The sequence below is a fragment of the Rhodococcus sp. IEGM 1381 genome (genome assembly GCF_030056795.1).
Taxonomy (GTDB): domain Bacteria; phylum Actinomycetota; class Actinomycetes; order Mycobacteriales; family Mycobacteriaceae; genus Rhodococcoides.
On sequence record NZ_JASHKQ010000001.1, the window covers coordinates 1 to 19,942 of the forward strand.

The 19,942-nt window shown below is 64.0% G+C and carries 20 protein-coding genes; 12 read left to right on the top strand and 8 right to left on the bottom strand.

All coding sequences use genetic code 11. The annotated features are described in order from the left end of the window. Positions 1 to 96 precede the first annotated feature (96 nt). Positions 97 to 705 carry a recombination mediator RecR gene (gene recR, locus QM797_RS00005; RefSeq protein ID WP_032379989.1) on the bottom strand — a complete coding sequence of 203 codons (609 nt, stop codon included), beginning with the start codon at positions 703 to 705 and terminating at the stop codon, positions 97 to 99. A gap of 9 nt (positions 706 to 714) precedes the next feature. After that, on the bottom strand, positions 715 to 1,053 hold the full coding sequence (locus QM797_RS00010; RefSeq protein WP_317805430.1) for a YbaB/EbfC family nucleoid-associated protein: 339 nt from the start codon (positions 1,051 to 1,053) through the stop codon (positions 715 to 717). Positions 1,054 to 1,186: 133 nt separating this feature from the next. Here QM797_RS00010 and QM797_RS00015 point away from each other — a divergent pair, with 133 nt between their 5' ends. After that, complete coding sequence (locus QM797_RS00015) at positions 1,187 to 1,837, top strand: hypothetical protein (protein WP_283273090.1); 651 nt, start codon at positions 1,187 to 1,189, stop codon at positions 1,835 to 1,837. A 30-nt stretch (positions 1,838 to 1,867) separates the two neighbouring features. Here the strand turns inward: QM797_RS00015 and QM797_RS00020 are convergent, their stop codons facing one another. Further along, entirely contained in the window at positions 1,868 to 2,302 is a 435-nt protein-coding gene (locus QM797_RS00020) for an SRPBCC family protein (RefSeq protein ID WP_283273091.1), read from the bottom strand. Positions 2,303 to 2,559: 257 nt separating this feature from the next. On the opposite strand from QM797_RS00020, the gene QM797_RS00025 reads away from it, so the two are divergent. Together QM797_RS00025 and QM797_RS00030 are read left to right on the top strand one after the other, a co-directional pair. Next, entirely contained in the window at positions 2,560 to 4,005 is a 1,446-nt protein-coding gene (locus tag QM797_RS00025; protein ID WP_283273092.1) for an FAD-binding oxidoreductase, read from the top strand. Then, positions 4,002 to 5,318: a class I SAM-dependent methyltransferase gene (locus tag QM797_RS00030; protein WP_283273093.1), complete on the top strand. Its 1,317-nt coding sequence runs from the start codon at positions 4,002 to 4,004 to the stop codon at positions 5,316 to 5,318. The genes QM797_RS00025 and QM797_RS00030 overlap by 4 nt, the downstream gene beginning before the upstream one ends. A 9-nt stretch (positions 5,319 to 5,327) precedes the next feature. On the opposite strand, the gene QM797_RS00035 is transcribed toward QM797_RS00030, so the two are convergent. Both QM797_RS00035 and QM797_RS00040 read right to left on the bottom strand, forming a co-directional pair. After that, complete coding sequence (locus tag QM797_RS00035) at positions 5,328 to 6,110, bottom strand: alpha/beta fold hydrolase (protein ID WP_283273094.1); 783 nt, start codon at positions 6,108 to 6,110, stop codon at positions 5,328 to 5,330. Between the two features lie 29 nt (positions 6,111 to 6,139). Beyond that, entirely contained in the window at positions 6,140 to 7,072 is a 933-nt protein-coding gene (locus QM797_RS00040; protein WP_283273095.1) for an oxygenase MpaB family protein, read from the bottom strand. Between the two features lie 23 nt (positions 7,073 to 7,095). On the opposite strand from QM797_RS00040, the gene QM797_RS00045 reads away from it, so the two are divergent. The 3 genes from QM797_RS00045 to QM797_RS00055 are packed head-to-tail and all read left to right on the top strand — an operon-like array spanning position 7,096 to position 10,372. Then, positions 7,096 to 7,668, top strand: coding sequence for a TetR/AcrR family transcriptional regulator (locus QM797_RS00045; RefSeq protein ID WP_283273096.1), 573 nt, complete (start codon positions 7,096 to 7,098; stop codon positions 7,666 to 7,668). 28 nt (positions 7,669 to 7,696) lie between these two features. Next, positions 7,697 to 7,957: an acyl-CoA-binding protein gene (locus tag QM797_RS00050; RefSeq protein ID WP_032379982.1), complete on the top strand. Its 261-nt coding sequence runs from the start codon at positions 7,697 to 7,699 to the stop codon at positions 7,955 to 7,957. A gap of 48 nt (positions 7,958 to 8,005) precedes the next feature. Beyond that, positions 8,006 to 10,372, top strand: a complete 2,367-nt coding sequence (locus QM797_RS00055) for an FdhF/YdeP family oxidoreductase (RefSeq protein WP_283273097.1) — start codon at positions 8,006 to 8,008, stop codon at positions 10,370 to 10,372. Positions 10,373 to 10,394: 22 nt separating this feature from the next. On the opposite strand, the gene QM797_RS00060 is transcribed toward QM797_RS00055, so the two are convergent. Continuing rightward, a complete protein-coding gene (locus QM797_RS00060; protein ID WP_283273098.1) occupies positions 10,395 to 11,051 on the bottom strand; it encodes a GntR family transcriptional regulator in 657 nt (218 codons plus the stop codon). Between the two features lie 129 nt (positions 11,052 to 11,180). Between QM797_RS00060 and QM797_RS00065 the strand changes: the two genes are divergently transcribed. Both QM797_RS00065 and QM797_RS00070 read left to right on the top strand, forming a co-directional pair. Further along, positions 11,181 to 12,677, top strand: coding sequence for an aldehyde dehydrogenase family protein (locus QM797_RS00065; RefSeq protein ID WP_283273099.1), 1,497 nt, complete (start codon positions 11,181 to 11,183; stop codon positions 12,675 to 12,677). A 3-nt stretch (positions 12,678 to 12,680) separates the two neighbouring features. After that, positions 12,681 to 13,595: an oxygenase MpaB family protein gene (locus tag QM797_RS00070; RefSeq protein WP_283273100.1), complete on the top strand. Its 915-nt coding sequence runs from the start codon at positions 12,681 to 12,683 to the stop codon at positions 13,593 to 13,595. A gap of 16 nt (positions 13,596 to 13,611) precedes the next feature. Here QM797_RS00070 and QM797_RS00075 read toward each other — a convergent pair whose 3' ends face one another. Beyond that, positions 13,612 to 14,664: an alpha/beta hydrolase gene (locus tag QM797_RS00075; protein WP_283273101.1), complete on the bottom strand. Its 1,053-nt coding sequence runs from the start codon at positions 14,662 to 14,664 to the stop codon at positions 13,612 to 13,614. A 367-nt stretch (positions 14,665 to 15,031) separates the two neighbouring features. Here QM797_RS00075 and mihF point away from each other — a divergent pair, with 367 nt between their 5' ends. The 4 genes from mihF to QM797_RS00095 are packed head-to-tail and all read left to right on the top strand — an operon-like array spanning position 15,032 to position 17,738. Then, positions 15,032 to 15,346 (top strand): integration host factor, actinobacterial type, encoded by a 315-nt coding sequence (gene mihF / locus QM797_RS00080; RefSeq protein ID WP_008712632.1) that lies wholly within the window; start codon positions 15,032 to 15,034, stop codon positions 15,344 to 15,346. 47 nt (positions 15,347 to 15,393) lie between these two features. After that, complete coding sequence (locus tag QM797_RS00085; protein ID WP_283273102.1) at positions 15,394 to 15,876, top strand: cation:proton antiporter regulatory subunit; 483 nt, start codon at positions 15,394 to 15,396, stop codon at positions 15,874 to 15,876. A gap of 19 nt (positions 15,877 to 15,895) precedes the next feature. Further along, positions 15,896 to 17,068, top strand: coding sequence for a cation:proton antiporter (locus QM797_RS00090; protein ID WP_283273103.1), 1,173 nt, complete (start codon positions 15,896 to 15,898; stop codon positions 17,066 to 17,068). A gap of 13 nt (positions 17,069 to 17,081) precedes the next feature. Next, complete coding sequence (locus QM797_RS00095; RefSeq protein ID WP_283273104.1) at positions 17,082 to 17,738, top strand: GntR family transcriptional regulator; 657 nt, start codon at positions 17,082 to 17,084, stop codon at positions 17,736 to 17,738. Between the two features lie 64 nt (positions 17,739 to 17,802). Here the strand turns inward: QM797_RS00095 and QM797_RS00100 are convergent, their stop codons facing one another. Continuing rightward, positions 17,803 to 19,938, bottom strand: a complete 2,136-nt coding sequence (locus QM797_RS00100) for a 3-hydroxyacyl-CoA dehydrogenase NAD-binding domain-containing protein (RefSeq protein ID WP_283273105.1) — start codon at positions 19,936 to 19,938, stop codon at positions 17,803 to 17,805. Between the last annotated feature and the right edge of the window lie 4 nt (positions 19,939 to 19,942).

The following is a 19,942-nucleotide window of genomic DNA, read 5'->3' on the forward strand; positions in this document are numbered from 1 at the left end:
ATTGCAAACATCCCTAATGATCAGGCACGTTGCAACCACCGCTCGAATCCGCCCGACCCCTGCTACGAAGTTCCGTTCACGTGCGGCGAAGCCGCTCTACATACGTCGCCGACCGGTCAGGGCACGCCCCAGCGTGAGTTCGTCGGCGAACTCGAGGTCTCCGCCCATCGGTAGGCCCGAGGCCAGACGGGTGATGGCGAGGCCGGGAAAGTCTCGCATCATGCGGACCAGATAGGTGGCGGTTGCTTCGCCCTCGGTGTTGGGGTCGGTGGCGATGATGACCTCGGTGACGTCGACACCATCGTCCTGAGTTCCCACGCGGGTCAACAACTCTCGGATGCGGAGCTGATCGGGGCCCACTCCGTTGAGTGGGTCGAGCGCTCCGCCGAGCACGTGGTAGCGACCCTTGAATTCTCGCGTACGTTCCACGGCCTGAACATCTTTGGGTTCTTCGACGACGCAGATCATCGATCTGTCTCGACGCGAATCCGCGCAGATTCGGCACAGTTCCTTGTCCGAGACCGTGCCGCAGACGATGCAGAACTGCACGCCGTCACGGATACGCTGCAGCGCGCGCATGAGCCGATCCACCTCGGGAGGTTCGACGCCCAAGAGGTGAAAAGCTATGCGCTGAGCGCTCTTCGGACCGACCCCGGGAAACTTGCCGAGTTCGTCGATCAGATCCTGTACCGGACCTTCGTACACTCTTCTGGCCTAGAAGCCGGGTAGTCCGAGCGAGCCGCCACCGAGACCACCGGCGAGGGGTCCGAGCTTTTCGCTCGCCACGTTCTGCGCCGCTTTCGACGCATCAGCGATCGCACCGATCACCAGGTCCTGCAACGTTTCGATGTCGTCCGGGTCGACGACCTTGGGGTCGATGGTCAGTCCGACCACCTCACCGGTCCCCTTGACGGTAGCGACGACGAGTCCACCGCCCGCCTGGCCGGTCACTTCGGTTTCCGCGATCTCGGCCTGGGCGGCCATCAGTTGCTGCTGCATCTGCTGGGCCTGCTGCAGGATCGATGCCATGTCGGGCTGCTCACCGGGTTGCACTGTGCCGTCCTCTCGCGTGGGTCGAAGCGAACAACAGCGTAGTCGCACGGTGCTGAGCGACGCTCAGCCGCACGACCCGATGCTGCGCCCCGCTGAGGATCCGTCAGTTCTGACCACCCGTAGCCTGTGGGGCATGACGCTGCCTGCGATTCCCTCCCCTCGCAAGCGTCGGGTAACTCCCGAGACCATGGCCGGGGCGGGCATTGCGCTGACTCTGCCCAAGGTGACGGTGAAGTCGGTGGCCGAGAGCCTGGGCGTCTCGATCGTCGCGATCTACAACAACATCGACGATCTATGTGCGCTCAAAGCCCTGGTGGCGGAGGAGATTCTGCGGCGGTGGTCGCCGCCGCTTCCCGGTGACGACGAACCGATGGACGACGCTCTGCTGACACTCGCCTCCGCGATGCGCGAGCTGGTTCACTCCAACCCGGGCATCGCGGAGTATCTGATCGGTCTGACTCCCAGTTCCATCGACGCGATTCGGATGGCCGACGTCGTGCAGACGCGCTACCGACGGCGCTACGACCTCACCCCCAAGCAGGCGACGTGGGCCGTCATCACCGTCGTCGAGCACGCGATTGCATTGGCAGAGATCGTCTACAACGATGCCCGACGCGATCGTGAGTACGACGACGCGATCGCCGCCCGCACCGACCTCGACACCCTGCCCGGGGCCTACGACACAATCGACCGCGGACCCGACGGGATGTTTCTGTGGTCGATGCGCACGGTGGTGGTCGGAACCCTGACGTTGATCGCAGCCCCGGATTTCGAGCAGGCTTAGGGCAGGAGTGGAGCCTGCGGAACGACCCAACTAGATCAACTCGCGACGCAGGTTTTCCAGCGTCGCGGCCTGGATCTTCTTCAGGCCGAGCGGCGCGAAGGTCTTCTCGAAGAACCCGCCGATTCCGCCCGCGCCCTTCCATTCCGTCGTCGTGGTGACCGCGGTACCGCCGCCGTCCGGGGCTACCGACCAGGTGGTGACCATGGTGGAGTTGGCGTCCCGTTCGGTGATGGTCGATCCGGCGACCGAGACCGTCGCGGCGACGTTGCGCACTCGCTTCTCGGTGGCCTGCAGGGTCCACTTCGCCACCGTTCCGTCTCCCTGACCACCCTGGACCACCTCGTAGTCACGGTATTGCTGGGGCAGGATGCGGGGGCGCACCGTCTCGTAGTCGGCGAGGGCGGCAAGCACCCGATCCGGTGTGGTTGCAATGGAGACGGAACTGGATGCACTGACCTGAGCCACGGAACGTTCTCCTTCGATAGCGAACGGGATGTGTAGTCATCCTGCCTCGCCGAGCGGTCACGTCCGGCATCGCGTCGAACAGCATGTGGCGTGCCTCACAAAGAAAATTCACGCCGGGCAAAACACATGCATGATGCAACCATTTTGTCTGAATTATGACGATTCATCGCCCTGTTTCGGCAACAGTTGCGTGAAGTTTCACTGCTCGGACGGCAACGCCGGTGGATACCAGGCGGTACGAGATATAGCGTCTATACGTGGCTTCAGTAGATGCTCTTCTCGGACGACGGCCAGAACCGAGGGAGAGCGGTTACGCAGCGCACCGGTCGGGTGTCGAGCAGTTGCTTCGCAGCTATCGAGCGATCCCCGCCGATGCGACGGTGCGTCTGGCGAAGAAGACGTCCAACCTGTTTCGGGCCAGGACGACATCGAACACCCTAGGACTCGACGTGTCCGGCCTGGGCAAAGTCATCACCGTCGATCCCGCCGCAGGCACCGCCGACGTCGCGGGCATGTGCACCTACGAGGATCTCGTCGACGCGACGCTTCCCTACGGTCTCGCCCCCCTCGTCGTCCCGCAGCTCAAAACGATCACCCTCGGCGGAGCCGTCACCGGCCTCGGCATCGAGTCGACGTCGTTTCGCAGCGGACTCCCGCACGAGTCGGTCCTCGAGATCGACGTCCTCACCGGCAGCGGCGAGATCGTCACCGCAACGCCCGAGGGCGAACACGCGGATCTCTACTGGGGCTTCCCCAATTCCTACGGGACCCTCGGCTACTCGACTCGGCTGAAGATCCAGCTCCAGCCCGTGCTGCCGTATGTCGCGTTGCGCCACTTACGATTCCACGACCTTCAGACCCTTCAGTCCACGATGGACACCATCGTCACCCACCGCGAATACGACGGCATCGAGGTCCAATACCTCGACGGCGTGGTCTTCAGCGCCGACGAAAGTTACCTCACGCTCGGCCTTCAGACCGACCAACCCGGTCCGGTCAGCGATTACACCGGTGCGGACATCTTCTACCGCTCGATCCAGCACGATTCGGACACACCGAAGATCGACCGGCTGACCATTCACGACTACCTGTGGCGCTGGGACACCGACTGGTTCTGGTGCTCTCGCGCATTCGGAACACAGAACCCGACGATTCGACGCTTCTGGCCGCGCAAGTATCGCCGCAGCAGCTTCTACTGGAAGCTGATCGGCCTCGACCGTAAGTACGACATCGCTGATCGACTCGAGAAGCGCAAGGGAAATCCGCCACGCGAACGCGTCGTGCAGGATGTCGAAGTTCCGATCGAACACACCGCAGGCTTCGTGGCATGGTTCCTCGACAACATCCCCATCGAGCCATTGTGGTTGTGCCCGTTGCGTCTTCGCGAGCCAGCGGCACCCGGGGCAAATCCGGCACGGCCGTGGCCGCTGTACCCGCTCGAGCCCAAGCGCACGTACGTCAACATCGGCTTCTGGTCGTCGGTACCGATCGTCGCCGGCGAACCCGAGGGTGCCGCGAACCGCGCCATCGAGAAGAAAGTCACCGACTTCGACGGGCATAAATCGCTGTACTCGGACGCTTACTACACCGAGGATGAATTCGCCGTACTGTACGGCGGCGACAGATACATCGAGCTGAAAAAGAAATATGATCCCGAAACCCGATTGTTGGATTTGTACTCGAAGGCGGTGCAACGCAAATGACGACGTTCAAGGACTCGAGTAGTCGAACGGTGAACAGCAGCCAGAAGCTCAAGATCTCGGAGATTCTGGAACTGATCTCCGACGGCAACATCCCACTGCGTTTCACCGCATACGACGGCAGTACCGCCGGACCCGAGGACGCAAAGATCGGCCTCAATCTCAAGAGCCAACGCGGAACCACTTATCTCGCAACCGCTCCCGGCGATCTCGGCATAGCGCGCGCCTACGTCTCGGGTGACCTCGAAGCCACCGGCGTCCATCCGGGCGACCCGTACGAGTTGATCGCGCTGATGGGCGACGAGATGCACTTCCGTCGACCTTCGGCGATGACGCTGACATCGATCGCCCGTTCGCTGGGATGGGATGTGTTGCGGCCCATCGCTCCCCCGCCCCAGGAAGCGATTCCGCGGTGGCGTCGCATCGCAGAAGGTCTGCGCCACTCCAAGACTCGCGATGCAGAAGCGATCCACCACCACTACGACGTGTCCAACGCCTTCTACGAGATGGTGCTCGGACCCTCGATGACGTACACGTGTGCGGCGTTCGAGGCCGTCGATCAGTCCCTGGAAGGTGCGCAGGAGAACAAGTATCGGCTGGTGTTCGACAAGCTCGGCCTGAGGCCGGGCGATCGTCTGCTCGACATCGGCTGCGGCTGGGGTTCCATGGTGCGCTACGCAGCCCGCCGCGGCGTCCAGGTGATCGGCGTGACGCTCTCCCAGGAGCAGGCCGCGTGGGCACAGAAGGCCATCGCCGAGGAGGGCCTCTCCGACCTCGCCGAGGTGCGCTTCTCCGATTACCGCGACGTACCCGAGACCAACTTCGACGCCATCTCGTCGATCGGGCTGACCGAGCACATCGGGGTGCACAACTACCCGTCGTACTTCTCGTTCATCCAGTCCAAGCTGAGGGACGGCGGTCGACTGCTCAACCACTCGATCACCCGGCCCGACAATCGCTCTCACGCCAAAGCGGGCAGCTTCATCGACCGCTATGTCTTCCCCGACGGGGAGCTCACCGGCTCCGGACGCATCATCACCGAAATCCAGGACGTCGGCCTCGAGGTCCGCCACGAGGAGAACCTGCGCGAGCACTACGCGCTGACCCTCGCCGGATGGTGCCAGAATCTCGTCGACAACTGGGACGCGTGTGTCGCCGAAGCCGGCGAGGGAACAGCCCGCGTGTGGGGCCTGTACATGGCCGGTTCCCGCTTGGGATTCGAGCGCAATGTGGTTCAGCTGCACCAGGTTCTGGCCGTCAAGCTCGGACCGAAGGGACAGGCGAACGTGCCACTGCGGCCTTGGTGGAACGGCTGACCGATGTGACTATCGGCCCGTCGCGCGCAGAATGACTCGAGCCGTCTCGACGGGCTGATCCCAGTGCGGAAAGTGTCCGCACTTGTCGAACCAGTGCAGGGTGGCGTCGGGGAATCGCTCCAACGCCACCTTTGCCTGGCTGGGCGTCGTCACCTTGTCCTGACGACCCCAACCGATGAGTAGCGACCCTTGCAACGACCCCTTCGGTGCACCGAGTTGCTTCGGCCCGTGGATCAAGGCCTTGCGTGCGGCGTCCAGTGACGGTGAAGTCTTGGCCGAGAAGCCCTTCAGCTCCCGTTCGACCAATCCACTCGGCAGTTTCCACGGCGCAGCCGAGAACTGCGCCAGCGCAGCCGTTCTCGTCACCGGATTGCCGGCCAGGAAGGGAACGAGCGGCTGCACGTTCTTCATCAGGGCCAGCGACGCGGTGATCGTGGCCCCGAAGATCTTCACCTGACGGTCGTTCCAGAACCCGCCGGGATCGAGTGCCACCATCGAGCCTCGGTGACCACGGCGGCCGAGCTCGACGACCATGCGTGCGCCCATCGAGCTGCCGACGAGATCGGCGTCGGACAGTCCCTCGTTGTCGAGGTACGTACGCAGCGCGTCCCTCAGGGTCGCGATCGAGACCTCGGGCAGCGGCGGAGTCTGCCCGAATCCGGGCAGGTCCAGGGCGATGACCTCTCGGTACGCGGCGAGAGCGGGGACGATCGGGTCCCAGTTACGATGCGAGGATCCGAGCCCGTGCACGAGGACAAGCGGCTTACCGCGTCCGGTTCTGACGTTGTACATACCCCGGCATGTACCCCGAGCCCGTCGAACTACACCTTCGGGCTGTAGTGCGTCGGATTCGAGCGACGCGCGACAGGTGGGAGATTACGAGCCGGCGTGTGCACCAGCGGTGATGTCGCCGAAGTTCGGCCGAGAGCGCGATCCCACCCGGCCCGGCCACGCGGGTGCAGTCGACGACGCGGAGGCACCAGCCCGAACGCCAGGTTCACCGCCCTCCCGAACAGCGCGAACCGCTGATCGTCCCGCGCAGACCAGCGAAAGCCGATGAGTTCGCGCACCGGCTCGTCGTAGAGCCCGACGGTGATCCAGACCATCAACGCGGCCACCGGACGCCGCAGCACCACCCAGACTCGATCCGGCAGCCAGGCCGCGTACGGCGGTGGTCCCAGTTTCGACAGATCCAGTACCCCGCGGGCGGCCATGTTGTCTTCCAACACGTGTGTGCACATGTGCTTCCAGTACTTCTCAAACTCGGGCCAGGTCGCGGGCACCGGACGCATGCTCATGCCGTAGAGGCGATACCACTGCACGTGCTCGTCGAACAGTTGCACTTTCTGTTCCTCGGTCAGCCCGCCCATGAAGTGGTCGGCGGTGAGCACCGTGCCCATGAAGAAGGTGGCGTGCGCCCAGTAGAACGTGTCGGGATCGAGGGCGTGGTACTTGCGGCCCTTGGCGTCGATTCCCTTGATGTTCGTGTGATATCCGCGGACCTGTCGCGCGGTCTCCTCGGCCCGATCGCCGTCGAACACCACCCCGCCGATGGGATACAGCGATCGGTACAGGCGCTGCCAGCGCTCGTCGAAGAACGTCGAATGCTGCTCCACACCGGCACCGAGGCCGGGGTGCATGTTCTGCATCGATCCTGCCCAGACGCCCTGCAACATCCCTCGCCAGTCGCCGAAGTACTTCCAGGTGAGCGAATCAGGACCGAGCGGGACCGGACGATCACTCTGACTACGCATGTTGTCAGACTAGGGTTGACAACATGCGTAGTCAACAGTTGGAGGAGCGTAGATCCAAGCGGTACGACGCATTGCTCGCCGCGGGGGTCGAGCTTCTCGGCTCGCCGGACGGTCCGGCGGTCAACGTGCGCGCCGTCTGCCGAACCGCCGGACTGACCGAGCGATACTTCTACGAGAGCTTCACCGACCGGGACACCTTCGTCCGGGCGGTGTACGCGTGGGTGGGATCGCGAGCGCAGACCGCTTTGCTCGACGCCGTCACGGCGGCGGCCACCCCCGAGGACACCATCGCCGCGCCGGTCCGAGCATTTGTCGAACTCATCATCGACGAACCGCGAACGGGGCGGGTGCTGCTGATCGCGCCGTTGTCGGAACCGGCGCTGAGCCGACGCGGTCTCGATCTGCTGCCCGGTTTCGTCGAGTTGGTGCAGTCGCAACTTCCCGACACCGAAGACCGACAGCTGATCGCCGTGGGAACCGTCGGGGCCCTGACCGCCCTGTTCATCGGCTACCTCGACGGCACCGTCACCGTCACCCGCGAAGCCCTCGTGGCGCACTGCATTCGGCTGATTTCCGATGCCTCCGTGCGAGGATGACACCACCTCTAACCGAAGGAGCTCTTTCATGTCCGATCTCGACCAGTCGTTCGCCGATGCGCAGGTAGACGTCAAGAAGCTCACGTCCAAGCCGAGCAACGACGATCTGCTGAGCCTGTACTCGCTCTACAAGCAGGGTTCGATCGGTGATGCGTCGGGTAAACGGCCCGGACGACTGGACATGGTGAACCGCGCGAAGTTCGATGCCTGGGCGAAGCTCGAAGGTACGAGCCAGGATTCGGCCAAGCAGCAGTACGTGGATCTGGTGACCAAGCTCCTCGCCGGCTGAGCCTACGGCTATGGTCGAGTGCGGGGGTAACGCAACGAAGGGACCCGCATGAGACGCACCGACAGCGACGTCGACGAGGCCGAGCTCGACATCGAGAAGCCGAAGACCCACGCGGCAGGGCCCGTCGCCGTCGCAGTGTCGATGAAGCGTGCGCTCGGGCACATGGGCCCCAAGCGCACCGCTCAGACGCTGCTCAAGCTCAACCAGGCCGAGGGTTTCGACTGCATGAGCTGCGCGTGGCCCGATCCCGATCCGGGCCATCGCCACGCGGCGGAATTCTGCGAGAACGGTGCGAAGGCCGTTTCCGAGGAAGCGACGACAACGCGGGCGACCCCGGAGTTCTTTGCGCAGTACAGCATTGCCGAGCTGGACTCCCACACCGAGCATTGGCTCGGCCAGCAAGGCCGGATCACGCACCCGATGATCAAGCTGCCCGGCGGCAGCCATTACGAGCCCATCGAATGGGACGACGCGTTCCGTTTGATCGGTGACGAGTTGAAGAGCCTGGCCAGTCCGGACGAGGCCATCTTCTACACCTCGGGTCGCGCCTCCAACGAGTCCGCGTTCACGTACCAGTTGTTCGCTCGGTCGTTCGGCACCAACAACATGCCCGACTGCTCCAACATGTGTCACGAGTCGACGTCCATCGCTCTGCAGGAATCCATCGGCATCGGCAAGGCCAGCGTCACGCTCGACGACGTCCACACTGCCGAACTGATCATCCTGGCCGGCCAGAATCCCGGCACCAATCACCCGCGCATGCTCTCGGCCCTCGAGATGGCCAAGCAGAACGGCGCAAAGATTCTGTCCATCAACCCACTTCGCGAAGCCGGTCTGCTCAACTTCAAGAACCCACAGACCCCGCGCGGCATGATCGGACCGGGAACGGATCTGTCGGATCTGCACCTGCCGATCAAAATCAACGGCGACCTCGCTCTCTTCCAGGCCATCGGCTCGCTGCTGGTGAAGTGGGATGCACTAGATCACGAGTTCCTCGACCAGTACACCGTCGGCTTCGACGCGTGGAAGGCGCACGTCGCGGAGGTCGACTGGAATCTCGTCACCGAGGTCACCGGACTGACGGTCGCTCAGATCACCGAGGCCGCCGAGATGCTGCGCGACTCCAAGGCCACCGTCTTCTGCTGGGCCATGGGCTTGACGCAGCACCGCAATGCCGTCGCGACAATCAAGGAAGTCACCAATCTCGCGCTCGCACAAGGCAACATCGGCAGGGCCGGCGCCGGCCTGCTGCCCGTGCGTGGCCACTCGAACGTGCAGGGCGACCGGACGATGGGCATCTGGGAGCGCCCGCCGGTGGCCTTCCTCGACGCCATGGCCGCGGAATTCGATTTCGAGCCGCCGCGCGAGAACGGCCTGGACACCGTCGATTCCATTCGGGCCATGCGCGACGGCAAAGCGCATTTCTTCCTCGGACTCGGCGGCAACTTCGTCCAGGCGACGCCGGACAGCGACGTGACGTTCCAGGCGCTGCGCAACATGCGGATGACGGTGCAGATCTCCACGAAGATCAACCGATCCCATCTCGTCTGCGGCGAGACGTCCCTGATTCTGCCGACCCTGGGACGCACCGAAAAAGACGTGCAAGCCAGTGGTGAGCAATGGATCTCGGTCGAGGATTCCACCTGCTCGGTGCACTCTTCTCGCGGGCCGCTCGAGCCGGCCAGCGAGTTCCTTCGTTCCGAGGTCGCGATCGTCAGCGGCATCGCCGAGGCGACACTCGGAGACCGATACGGGCTCGATTGGAAGGGTTTCCGCGACGACTACCGCAACATCCGCAAGCACATCTCTCGCGTCGTCGCCGGATGCGAGGGCTACGAGGTCAATGTTCGACGCCCCGGCGGCTTCGTCCTTCCGCACCCGCCGCGCGATAGCCGGACGTTCGAAACCAAGAGCGGCCGAGGCGAGTTCGCCGTCTCACCGATCGACGTGCTGCACGTTCCAACGGGCCATCTGATTCTGCAGACGCTGCGCAGCCACGATCAGTTCAACACCACCATCTACGGCCTCAGCGATCGGTACCGCGGTATCGAGAACGGCCGACGCGTCATTTTCGTTCACCGAGAAGACATTTCGGCGCTCGGCTACCGCAACGGCGACATGGTCGACCTCGTCACCAAGTGGGACGACGACGACGTGGAACGATGCGCACCGTCGTTCCGCATCGTCGAGTACGACACCCCGCGCGGGTCGGCCGCCGCGTACTACCCCGAGACCAATCCGCTGATCCCGCTGGATTCGACTGCGCTGCACAGCAACACCCCCACTTCGAAGTCGGTGATCATCTCGATGGTTCCGGCAGGAACGGGTATGCAGGGCACGGCGAACGGTCATCAGGACAACGAGGGATCGGACGAGGGCCACAAGTCGCACCCGCAGCCGCATCACCTGAGCTGACGGGTTCCGGAAGTGGGTCGTTCTAGCGAATGTCCCACTTCCGGAATTGACGGCGCATCACGTCGCTCGCCGCCTCGGCGTCGCGTCGCACGAAAGCCGCAATCAATTCTTCATGACTTCGCACCGCGTCCGCACCCCAGTTTTCGTTGGTTGCGTACAGCCGCGGCGTGTACCTGACTGCGCCGAGCAGGAACCACGCCAGTTTCATTCCGCCTGCGACCTTGTTGACGCATTTGTGGAACTCGAACTCGTAGTACTCCACCGATTCGGTATCGGCACCGGCGACGGCGTTGCGTAGACCTTCGTTGAGCGCGGTCAGTAATTCCAGGTGCTCGCTGGTGATGACGCTCGCCGCACGGCCGGCGAGTGTGCCCGCGATGGTGCCCTGCAGCCAAAAGATGTCGTCGACGTCCTGCGGCGACAATTCGTTCACTCGGTAGCCGCGGTGCGGCACCTGTTCCACCAGTCCCTCACCGCGCAATGCGACGAGCGCCTCCCGGACGGGAGTAGCGCTGACACCGAGCTCGGCCGCCGCCTCGTCGATCCGCACGAAGGAGCCGGGTTGCAGCACTCCCGTGACGATCTGTTGGCGAATGCTCCCGGCCACATCCTCGGACAACTGCGGCCGACGCGGAATCGAACGCTTCGACGACGCAGTGCGGTTGAGATCGAGGCTCATGAATTCGCTCCTGCTCCTGAGCGGCCGGGCGGCGGGGGTTGTAGCAACCGAGGGTGACGCATAGTGTGGCCTGGACAACATTGAATCACATCAAATATATGTGATGCGATCTGCTGGAGGACTGAAGCCGTGACGGACCAGATCGAACGAACGACCGTAAGCACCTTCGAAAGCCTCGACCCCCGAACAGGTGTCGCCCTCGCGACGTATCCGATTGCAGACGCCACCGAGGTCGAGGCAGTCGTCGCGCGCGCCCGGTCGGCCGCGCGCTGGTGGGACACTCAGGGCTTCGCCGGACGCAAGCGCTGGCTTTTGGAATTCAAGTCCGCCATCGCCCGCGACGCCGCGAGCCTCGCTGCCGTCATCGCCGCCGAAACGGGCAAGCCCGACGAGGACTCGTTGCTCGAGGTCATGTTGGGCGTCGAACACATCGATTGGGCGGCGCGCAATGCCGAGAAGACACTTCGGCAGCGCAAGGTCGGATCGGGCCTGCTCGCGGTCAACCAAAAGGCGTACGTGGGCTACCGCCCGTTCGGCGTCGTCGGGGTCATCGGACCGTGGAACTATCCGCTCTACACCCCGATGGGTTCGATCGCGTATGCACTCGCCGCCGGCAACACCGTCGTGTTCAAGCCCAGCGAACTCACTCCCGGCGTCGGAGTGTGGTTGGCCGAGAAGTGGGCTTCCCTTGCCGCTGCGCACCCCGTTTTCCAGACCGTGACCGGCGACGGTTCCACCGGCACCGCCCTGGTCGAATCCGGCGTCGACAAGATTGCGTTCACCGGATCCACCGCCACCGCCAAGAAGGTCATGGCCACGTGCGCGAAGTCGTTGACACCCCTGATCGCCGAATGCGGTGGCAAGGACGCGATGCTCATCGACTCGGACGCCGACATCGCTGCCGCGGTGGAATTCGCGACGTTCGGAGCCATGGGCAATGCGGGCCAGACCTGTGCGGGCGTCGAGCGCATCTACGTCGCGGCCCCGGTGTACGACCGGTTCGTCGCCGAATTCACCACCGCCGTCCGGGCATTGAAGCCCGGCGGAACGAAGACGTCGTCCTACGGTCCGATGACGCTGGGCAAGCAGAGCGAGATCGTGCGAGGCCAGATCGAGGACGCGTTGGCCAGGGGCGGCAAAGCCGTTGTCGGCGGACTCGAGTCGCTGCACGGGCCGTACATCGACCCGGTGATCCTGACCGATGTGCCCGAGGATTCGACTGCGATCACCGAGGAAACCTTCGGCCCGACCGTCGTGGTCAACAGGGTGCGCGATCTCGACGAGGCCATCGAGCGCGCCAATGCGTCGAAGTACGGACTGGGCACGTCGGTGTTCACCCAGGACGAGGCAGTGGGTCGACGCGCCGCCGAGAAGCTCGATTGCGGTGTCGTGACGGTCAATTCGGTTCTCGGGTTCGCCGGGGTTCCGGCGCTGCCGTTCGGCGGCACGGGCGATTCGGGATTCGGCCGAATCCATGGGGCCGACGGTCTGCGAGAGTTCAGCACCGTCAAGTCGATGACGGTGCAGAGCTTTGCAGCTCCGGTGAACCTATTGACGATGAAGCGCAAGGCACGAAACATGAAGCTCTCCGTTCTGGCACTGAAGCTTCGGCACGGACGGGGCTGACCCATGGAGATCACGCCGAAGCGGGGGCGCTTCGGCTGGCTCGCCCGCATCGAGGAACTCGACCCGGTGCGGGATTGCCAGACGATTCACCGCATCACCGCCGGGTACGAGTTCCCGTGGGACTACCAGCGCGCACTCGAATTCGCGTTGTTCCGTACCTATTGTGTGCCGACGATTTCCGCGTTGCTCGCCGAGACGGGTGAGTTCGAGAAGCGTCCACAGAAGCGGTACGACGACACCGCATTGCTGATGGCCGAGATGCTCGAGCACGGGTACGACTCCGAGCGGGGCCGCGAATCGCTTCGGGTGGTCAATCGGATGCACGCGCAGTACGACATCTCCAACGACGACATGCTGTATGTGCTGACGACGTTCATCTACGAGCCGATCGAGTGGATCGACACCTACGGCTGGCGTCGCCTGCATCCCAAGGAGCGGCTCGCGACCTTCCATTTCTACAGCGAAGTGGGTAAACGCATGGGAATCAAGGACATTCCCGAGTCGTACACCGAGTTCGCACAGTTCAAGCTCGATTACGAGGAACGCACGTTCCGGTTCAGCGAGGACAATCGACGCATCGGCACCTACACCCTCGATCTCTATTGCTCGTGGTTTCCCGCCGCACTCACGCCCGCGGTGAAGCAGGGAGTGTTCGCGCTGCTGGACGACCGGATGGCCCATGCTTTCGGATTCCCGGCGGGTTCGACGACCGTTGAACGAGTCGCCGTGCGGGCTCTGCGTGCCAGGGCCCGGGTAGAGCGGTTCTTCCCCAAGCGGACTCGGTCGCGGGTCACCGCCGATGCGACCAACAAGACTTATCCGGGATACCCCGTCGGCTATCAGCCGAGCGATCTGGGCACCCTGGCCTCACCTCGAGTTCGCAGTTGTGCGGGAAGAGCGCCGGCAATCTCGGTGTAACTGCGAACTCGACGAGTCAGAGTCCGTCCACCCACCTACCGAACGCATCGCGAAACTCCGACGAGAGCGGCAGCGGTGCAAGAGCGGTGTTCGGATCCGCGGGTAGCGGGCCGAGCTCGCCCAACATGTGCGAGCTGTTGGCGAAGTGCGCGAAGGCGAGGTCGGTGTGCCCCAAGGCCACTCGGACGTTCTCGACCTGGCCGCAGGAGACGTTGAGGTCCTTGTCCGAGCAGGTCAGGAACGAGGAGTACGAGTCCGGGAGTGCGGCAGCCAGATTCGCTGGGTCTGTCGCATCGGCTTCGCGCAGGAAGGTGGCGCTCTGCCGCAATCCCAGACCGTCGACGATCGGGTCGGGCTCGGCGGACAACGCCCGCCCCGCGCGAATATCGGCGACGGCCTGGGCGAAGCGATCCCGGGACGAGGAGGCCTGCTCCTCGGTGAACTGGCCCGTTGCCACGGCTTCGCCGATGTTGCGATCGATCTGAGCGGTCAGCAGGTCCAGGTAGCGGATCGATAACGGCTCGAGCAGGCCGACGTGGGCGAACGCCCCACTGTCGGCATCGGCCAGACGCAGTGCCGTCAGCGCACCCTCGCTGTGCCCGATCACCGTCGTGCGATCCGCCCCGACACCCGTCCGGTGCTGCAGGAATGCCAGTGCGTCCGCAGCATTGTCGACCTGCGCGTCGAAACCGGGAGGGTTGTTGGGATCCACACCGGCCAGTCCGGTACTGCCGCTACCGAGCTTGTCGAATCGCAGGCTCGCAATGCCGCGTCGGGACAGCTCGTCGGCAACGTATGCGGTGGTGTTCAGCTGCAGATCACCCGAGTTTCCGTCGCGATCGGTCGGCCCACTGCCCGGCAGTACCAATGCGACGCCGCGGGTTTCGCCGACGGGCATGCGAAGGCTGCCGTAGAAGGTGATGCCACCGGACTCGAAGCTCACTTCGGAGTCGAGTGCGTCGTCCGGCGACCACGGGACGTTGATCGGAGCAGCGGCCGCGGTACCCGCGCCGACGAGAAGGAGCATCGACGCGGCCAGTGCGGCGAGCAGTCGTCCGGTGTGCAGCATGCAGCCAGGGTAACAATCCGACCGCCCGTTCGGATACTGCACGACCACCGATGCACGGTCGCCGATTGCGCAACGCGAGAGGCAAGGTTCTCGAGGTCTCCCTCAGGAAGTCTTACGCCCCGGCAACGGTCTGACGACCCGATACGAGGCGTCGAACACCCGCTTTTGCGGGGTCCGGATGGGCCGAAGTGCTGGTCGGGGCACACCGCGAATCGGATAGGACGTAGCCTGGCTGGGAAGGTTCGGTGGCTCGACCGTGAATGACATCCGTGTTGTTCGGTTAGATTGGAAGAGCCACCAGGCACGATGCAAGAGGGTCGAGACCTGTCAACGAGCGACGGGTCACCACAATCGAGGAGAACAGGCCATGGCTTTACCAGTATTGACACCGGAACAGCGCACCGCGGCGCTGGCCAAGGCGGCCGAGGCACGCACTGCGCGGTCGAAGCTGCTCGCATCCGTCAAGTCCGGCGAACTCAGCGTCGCTGACGTTCTCGCCAAGGCGGAGAACGACGAGATCGTCAAGAAGACCAAGGTGTCCGCCCTGATCAAGGCCCTGCCGGGTGTTGGATCCGTGCGCGCCGCACAGCTGCTCGAGCAGCTGTCCATCGCCGATACCCGCCGTATCGGTGGCCTCGGTGCCAACCAGCGCGAAGCACTGCTGGCTGCCGTCGCATCCTGATTCGCAACTTGCGATAACGCGTTACCTGCAGGGCTAGCATTTCGACCATGAACGTCGAAGTGACCCTGCTGCCGGGAATCGGGGTGCGGAAAGATTTCGCCCTCGCTTCCGGGCGCCGCATAGGCGTCATCACCCGCAAGGACGGCGCGAACGAGTTGATCGTCTCGCGCAAGGACGACCCCGATGCGACGCAGGCATCGATCACGCTGAGCAATGAGGAAGCGGCGGCCCTGGGCAATCTGCTCGGGTCGCCGCAACTCATCGCTCAGCTCGGGGAAGAGCATCGCGACCTTCCCGGAATCAACACTCGCCAACTTCCCATTCGCGCGAATTCACGGTTCGTCAGCCGCACACTCGGCGACACCACCATGCGCACCAAAACCGGGGTATCGGTCGTCGCTGTCATGCGCGCCGGCCAGGTACAGCCCTCCCCCACCCCAGACTTCACGCTGGCCGCTGGTGACCTGCTGGTCGCCGTCGGTACTGCGGAGGGACTGGACGCAGCAGCCAAGTTACTCGGCAATGCCTGAGATCAGTCGGGGCTGAGCAGTGGCCGAGAGCGCCCTTGCCCTCACCGAGCTGGGCGCAGTGTTCTTCGTTCTCGGACTTCTCGCTCGTCTTGCGGGGCGAATCGGTGTCTCCCCCATCCCGTTCTATCTGCTCGGCGGTCTCGCATTCGGCAACGGCGGCATAATTGACCTCGGCGGCATCGGCGAGTTCAGTGAGATCGCCAGCGAAATCGGCGTCATCCTGTTGCTGCTTCTGCTCGGACTCGAATATACCGCCGCCGAACTCGTCACCGGGCTCCGTCGATCCTGGATGGCCGGGCTGGTGGACATCGCACTGAACTTCGCCCCTGGTGCAGTGGTCGCGTTGCTCCTCGGCTGGGGCGGAGTCGGAGCGCTCGTGATGGGCGGCGTCACCTACATCTCGTCGTCGGGCATCATCGCCAAAGTGCTCACCGATCTGGGCCGACTCGGAAACCGCGAAACTCCCGTCGTGCTGTCCATCCTGGTGTTCGAGGACCTGGCGATGGCCATCTACCTGCCGATCCTCACCGCAGTACTGAGCGGAGTGAGCTTCCTCGGCGGTCTGGAAGCCCTCGGAATCTCACTGTTGGTCATCACCTTCGTGCTCGTGGTCGCGCTGCGCTACGGCAGATTCGTCTCCGCCATCGTCGACAGTCCCGACCGCGAGGTCGTCCTGCTCAAAGTCCTCGGGTCGGCTCTGCTGGTCGCAGGCATCGCGTCGGAACTGCAGGTCTCCGCAGCTGTCGGTGCATTCCTGCTCGGCATCGCGATCTCCGGGTCGACGGCCGACAACGCCACCCGCATTCTCGAACCACTCCGCGACCTGTTCGCGGCGATGTTCTTCGTGGTGTTCGGGCTCGGCACCGACCCGGCAACCATTCCACCGGTACTGGGCTGGGCGGTCGTGCTCGCGGTCACGACGACAGCCACGAAGGTCGCGACCGGCTGGTGGGCGGCGGGGCGTCAGGGAATCGGGAGACCGGGCCGACTACGCGCGGGTGCGGCGCTGGTGGCGCGCGGAGAATTCTCCATCGTCATCGCCGGGCTCGCCGTGGCCGCAGGCGCGGTGGAGGGTGAACTGGCGGCTCTGGCGACGGCGTACGTGCTGCTGATGGCCATCCTGGGACCGATCGCCGCCCGCGTGGTGGAACCGGTCGCGAAGGTCCTGCTTCGCACCAAGCCCGCGGTGTGATTGGCTTTTCGACATGGCAGAGAAGCGGACGGCTCTGAGGCGACGGCCGCAGTTGTCCGAGGAGGTGGCCAGCCACGTCCGGCACCGAGTGATGTCCGGCGAAGTGAGCCCGGGAGACTTCATTCGACTCGACGAGACCGCCGCCGAACTCGGGGTGAGCGTCACCCCGGTTCGCGAAGCCCTACTGACGTTGCGGGGTGAGGGCATAGTCGAACTGGTTCCGCATCGGGGGTACGTGGTGTCGCCGCTGACACCGAACGACATCGTCGACATCTTCTGGTTGCAGGGACGGATCGCCGTCGAACTGGTGCGCCGGGCGGCACCGAAGATCACCGAGACCGAACTGGACCAGCTCGCGGAACTCACCGCAGCGCTGTCGACTGCCGTCGAGAACGGCCGGGCCGAGGACGTCGAGAACATCGAATTCGAGTTCCATCGTGTGCTGAACCGACTGGCCGACTCGGCCAAGCTGGCATGGTTTCTCAACAACGCCACCCGCTACACCCCCACCCGCCTGTACGCGACCGACCGCGAGTGGGGACGGGCAGCAGTGCGCAACCACGAGGAGCTCATCGAGGCTCTGGTTCGAAACGACATCGACGCCGCCTGCGAATTGATGAAGCAACAATTCACAGACGGCGCCGAGAGGTTGATCGCGCATCGCGGGTGAGCGCTACGCGCAGTGGTGTGATTAGGTGCCACCCACGGCGCTCAACCACACCACTGCCTTGGCACTACCGCAGCGACGCGGGAACCTGGAAGCGATCGCCGTACTTCTTGGCCAATTCGTCTGCACGAGTGACGAATCCGGCCTGTCCACCCGGGTAGCCGACGACGTACTGGTGCACGCCGCCCGTCCAAGCCGGGAAGCCGATGCCGAAGATCGAGCCGATGTTGGCGTCGGCGGTGGTGTTCAGGACACCCTCGTCGAAGCACTTCTGCGTCTCGATGGCCTCGATGAACAGCATGCGCTCCTTGAGGTCCTCGAACGGAATGTCCGCCGAACCCGACTTGAACGCGTCACGCAATCCGGGCCACAGGCCGGCGCGCTTGCCGTCGGAGTACTCGTAGAAGCCCGCGCCCTTGGCCTTCGACGGACGCTCGAACTCGTCGACCATCTTGTCGATGACCTCACCGGCCGGGTCCTCGGGCGGAGTTCCGCCTGCGGCCTTGACGGCATCGTAGGTTTCCTTGCGGATCTTCTGCATCAGGTTGAGCGTGAGCTCGTCCGAAAGCTGCAGTGGCGCAGCCGGGTAACCGGCCTGCAGACCGGCCTGCTCGATGGTCGACGGCTCGACGCCCTCGCCCAGCATCGCGATGGCCTCGTTGATGAACGTGCCGATGACGCGCGAGGTGAAGAAGCCGCGACTGTCGTTGACGACGATCGGGGTCTTCTTGATGATCTGCACCAGGTCGAATGCCTTGGCCAAGGCCGCATCCGACGTCTTCTCGCCGCGGATGATCTCCACCAGCGGCATCTTGTCGACGGGTGAGAAGAAGTGGATTCCGATGAAGTCTTCCTGACGCTTGATGCCCTGAGCCAAGCTCGTGATGGGCAGCGTCGAGGTGTTGGATCCGAGGAGCGCCGTCGGATCGACGAGATCCTCGATCTCCTGGAACACCTTCTGCTTCAACTCTTCCGACTCGAAGACGGCCTCGATGACGAGGTCAGCGCCTTCGACGTCCTTGGCATCGGCCGTCGGATGGATGCGTGCGAGCAGCGCGTCCGACTTCTCCTGGGTGGTCTTGCCACGCGAAAGTGCCTTGGCCTCGATGGCCTCGGAGTACGCCTTGCCCTTTTGTGCCGATTCGAGGGCAACGTCCTTGAGCACCACGTCGATTCCGGCCTTGGCGCACACGTAGGCAATGCCTGCACCCATCATGCCTGCGCCGAGGACCGCGACCTTGGTGAAGGTGGTCTTCTCGATGCCGTCGGGGCGAGACTTGCCGGCGTTGATGGCCTGCAGGTCGAAGAAGAACGCCTGAATCATGTTCTTGGACACCAGTCCGGTGACCAGTTCGGTGAAGTACCGCGACTCGATGGTGGACGCATTGTCGAAATCGACCTGTGCACCCTCGACGGCCGCGGCGAGAATGGCTCGCGGAGCCGGCATCGGTGCGCCCTTGATCTGCTTACGCAGGTTGGACGGGAACGCAGGCAGGATTTGAGCGAGCTTCGGATTCGACGGCGTACCGCCGGGAATCTTGTAGCCCTTGACGTCCCACGGTGCGACGCCACCCTCGGGGTTGGCCTTGATCCACGCCTTGGCGGAGGGCACCAATTCCTCGATGCTGCCGACCAATTCGTGAATCAGACCGATCTCGAGGGCCTTGTCCGGACGGAACCGGGTGCCCTGCGCGAGGACGGACATGAAGGCGGTCTGGATGCCGAGCAGTCGCGTCACACGAGTGACACCGCCGCCACCGGGGAGCAGTCCGAGCGAAACCTCGGGCAGACCGATCTGCACACCGGAGACGTTCGCCGCGATGCGGTGATGCGTCGCCAGTGCGATTTCGAGTCCGCCGCCGAGCGCCGCACCGTTGATGGCGGACACGACCGGCTTGCCGAGCTTCTCGATGCGCCGCAGCTGTCCCTTGACTTCCTGGACCTCGTCGAACACCCGCTGAGCGTCCTCGGGCTGGGCGGAGATGAGGGTGTGCAGATCGCCGCCGGCGAAGAACGTCTTCTTGGCGGAAGTGATCACGACGCCGGTGATGGACTCGACCTCGGCTTCGAGGCGGTCGACGGTGGCACCCATCGAGTCCTTGTACAGCTGGTTCATCGTGTTGGCGCCCTGGTTGGGGTCGTCCATCGTCAGAACGACGATACCGTCGGCGTCCTGGTCCCACTGGATCATGTTGTCAGACATCGTT

Excerpts from the sequence above, each read along its gene's own strand:
- QM797_RS00015 (WP_283273090.1), top strand. The coding sequence starts at position 1,187 with ATGACGCTGCCTGCGATTCCCTCCCCTCGCAAGCGTCGGGTAACTCCC.
- QM797_RS00030 (WP_283273093.1), top strand. The coding sequence starts at position 4,002 with ATGACGACGTTCAAGGACTCGAGTAGTCGAACGGTGAACAGCAGCCAG.
- QM797_RS00035 (WP_283273094.1), bottom strand. The coding sequence starts at position 6,110 with ATGTACAACGTCAGAACCGGACGCGGTAAGCCGCTTGTCCTCGTGCAC.
- QM797_RS00040 (WP_283273095.1), bottom strand. The coding sequence starts at position 7,072 with ATGCGTAGTCAGAGTGATCGTCCGGTCCCGCTCGGTCCTGATTCGCTC.
- QM797_RS00045 (WP_283273096.1), top strand. The coding sequence starts at position 7,096 with ATGCGTAGTCAACAGTTGGAGGAGCGTAGATCCAAGCGGTACGACGCA.
- QM797_RS00050 (WP_032379982.1), top strand. The coding sequence starts at position 7,697 with ATGTCCGATCTCGACCAGTCGTTCGCCGATGCGCAGGTAGACGTCAAG.
- QM797_RS00055 (WP_283273097.1), top strand. The coding sequence starts at position 8,006 with ATGAGACGCACCGACAGCGACGTCGACGAGGCCGAGCTCGACATCGAG.
- QM797_RS00060 (WP_283273098.1), bottom strand. The coding sequence starts at position 11,051 with ATGAGCCTCGATCTCAACCGCACTGCGTCGTCGAAGCGTTCGATTCCG.
- QM797_RS00070 (WP_283273100.1), top strand. The coding sequence starts at position 12,681 with ATGGAGATCACGCCGAAGCGGGGGCGCTTCGGCTGGCTCGCCCGCATC.
- QM797_RS00075 (WP_283273101.1), bottom strand. The coding sequence starts at position 14,664 with ATGCTGCACACCGGACGACTGCTCGCCGCACTGGCCGCGTCGATGCTC.
- mihF (WP_008712632.1), top strand. The coding sequence starts at position 15,032 with ATGGCTTTACCAGTATTGACACCGGAACAGCGCACCGCGGCGCTGGCC.
- QM797_RS00085 (WP_283273102.1), top strand. The coding sequence starts at position 15,394 with ATGAACGTCGAAGTGACCCTGCTGCCGGGAATCGGGGTGCGGAAAGAT.
- QM797_RS00095 (WP_283273104.1), top strand. The coding sequence starts at position 17,082 with ATGGCAGAGAAGCGGACGGCTCTGAGGCGACGGCCGCAGTTGTCCGAG.
- QM797_RS00100 (WP_283273105.1), bottom strand. The coding sequence starts at position 19,938 with ATGTCTGACAACATGATCCAGTGGGACCAGGACGCCGACGGTATCGTC.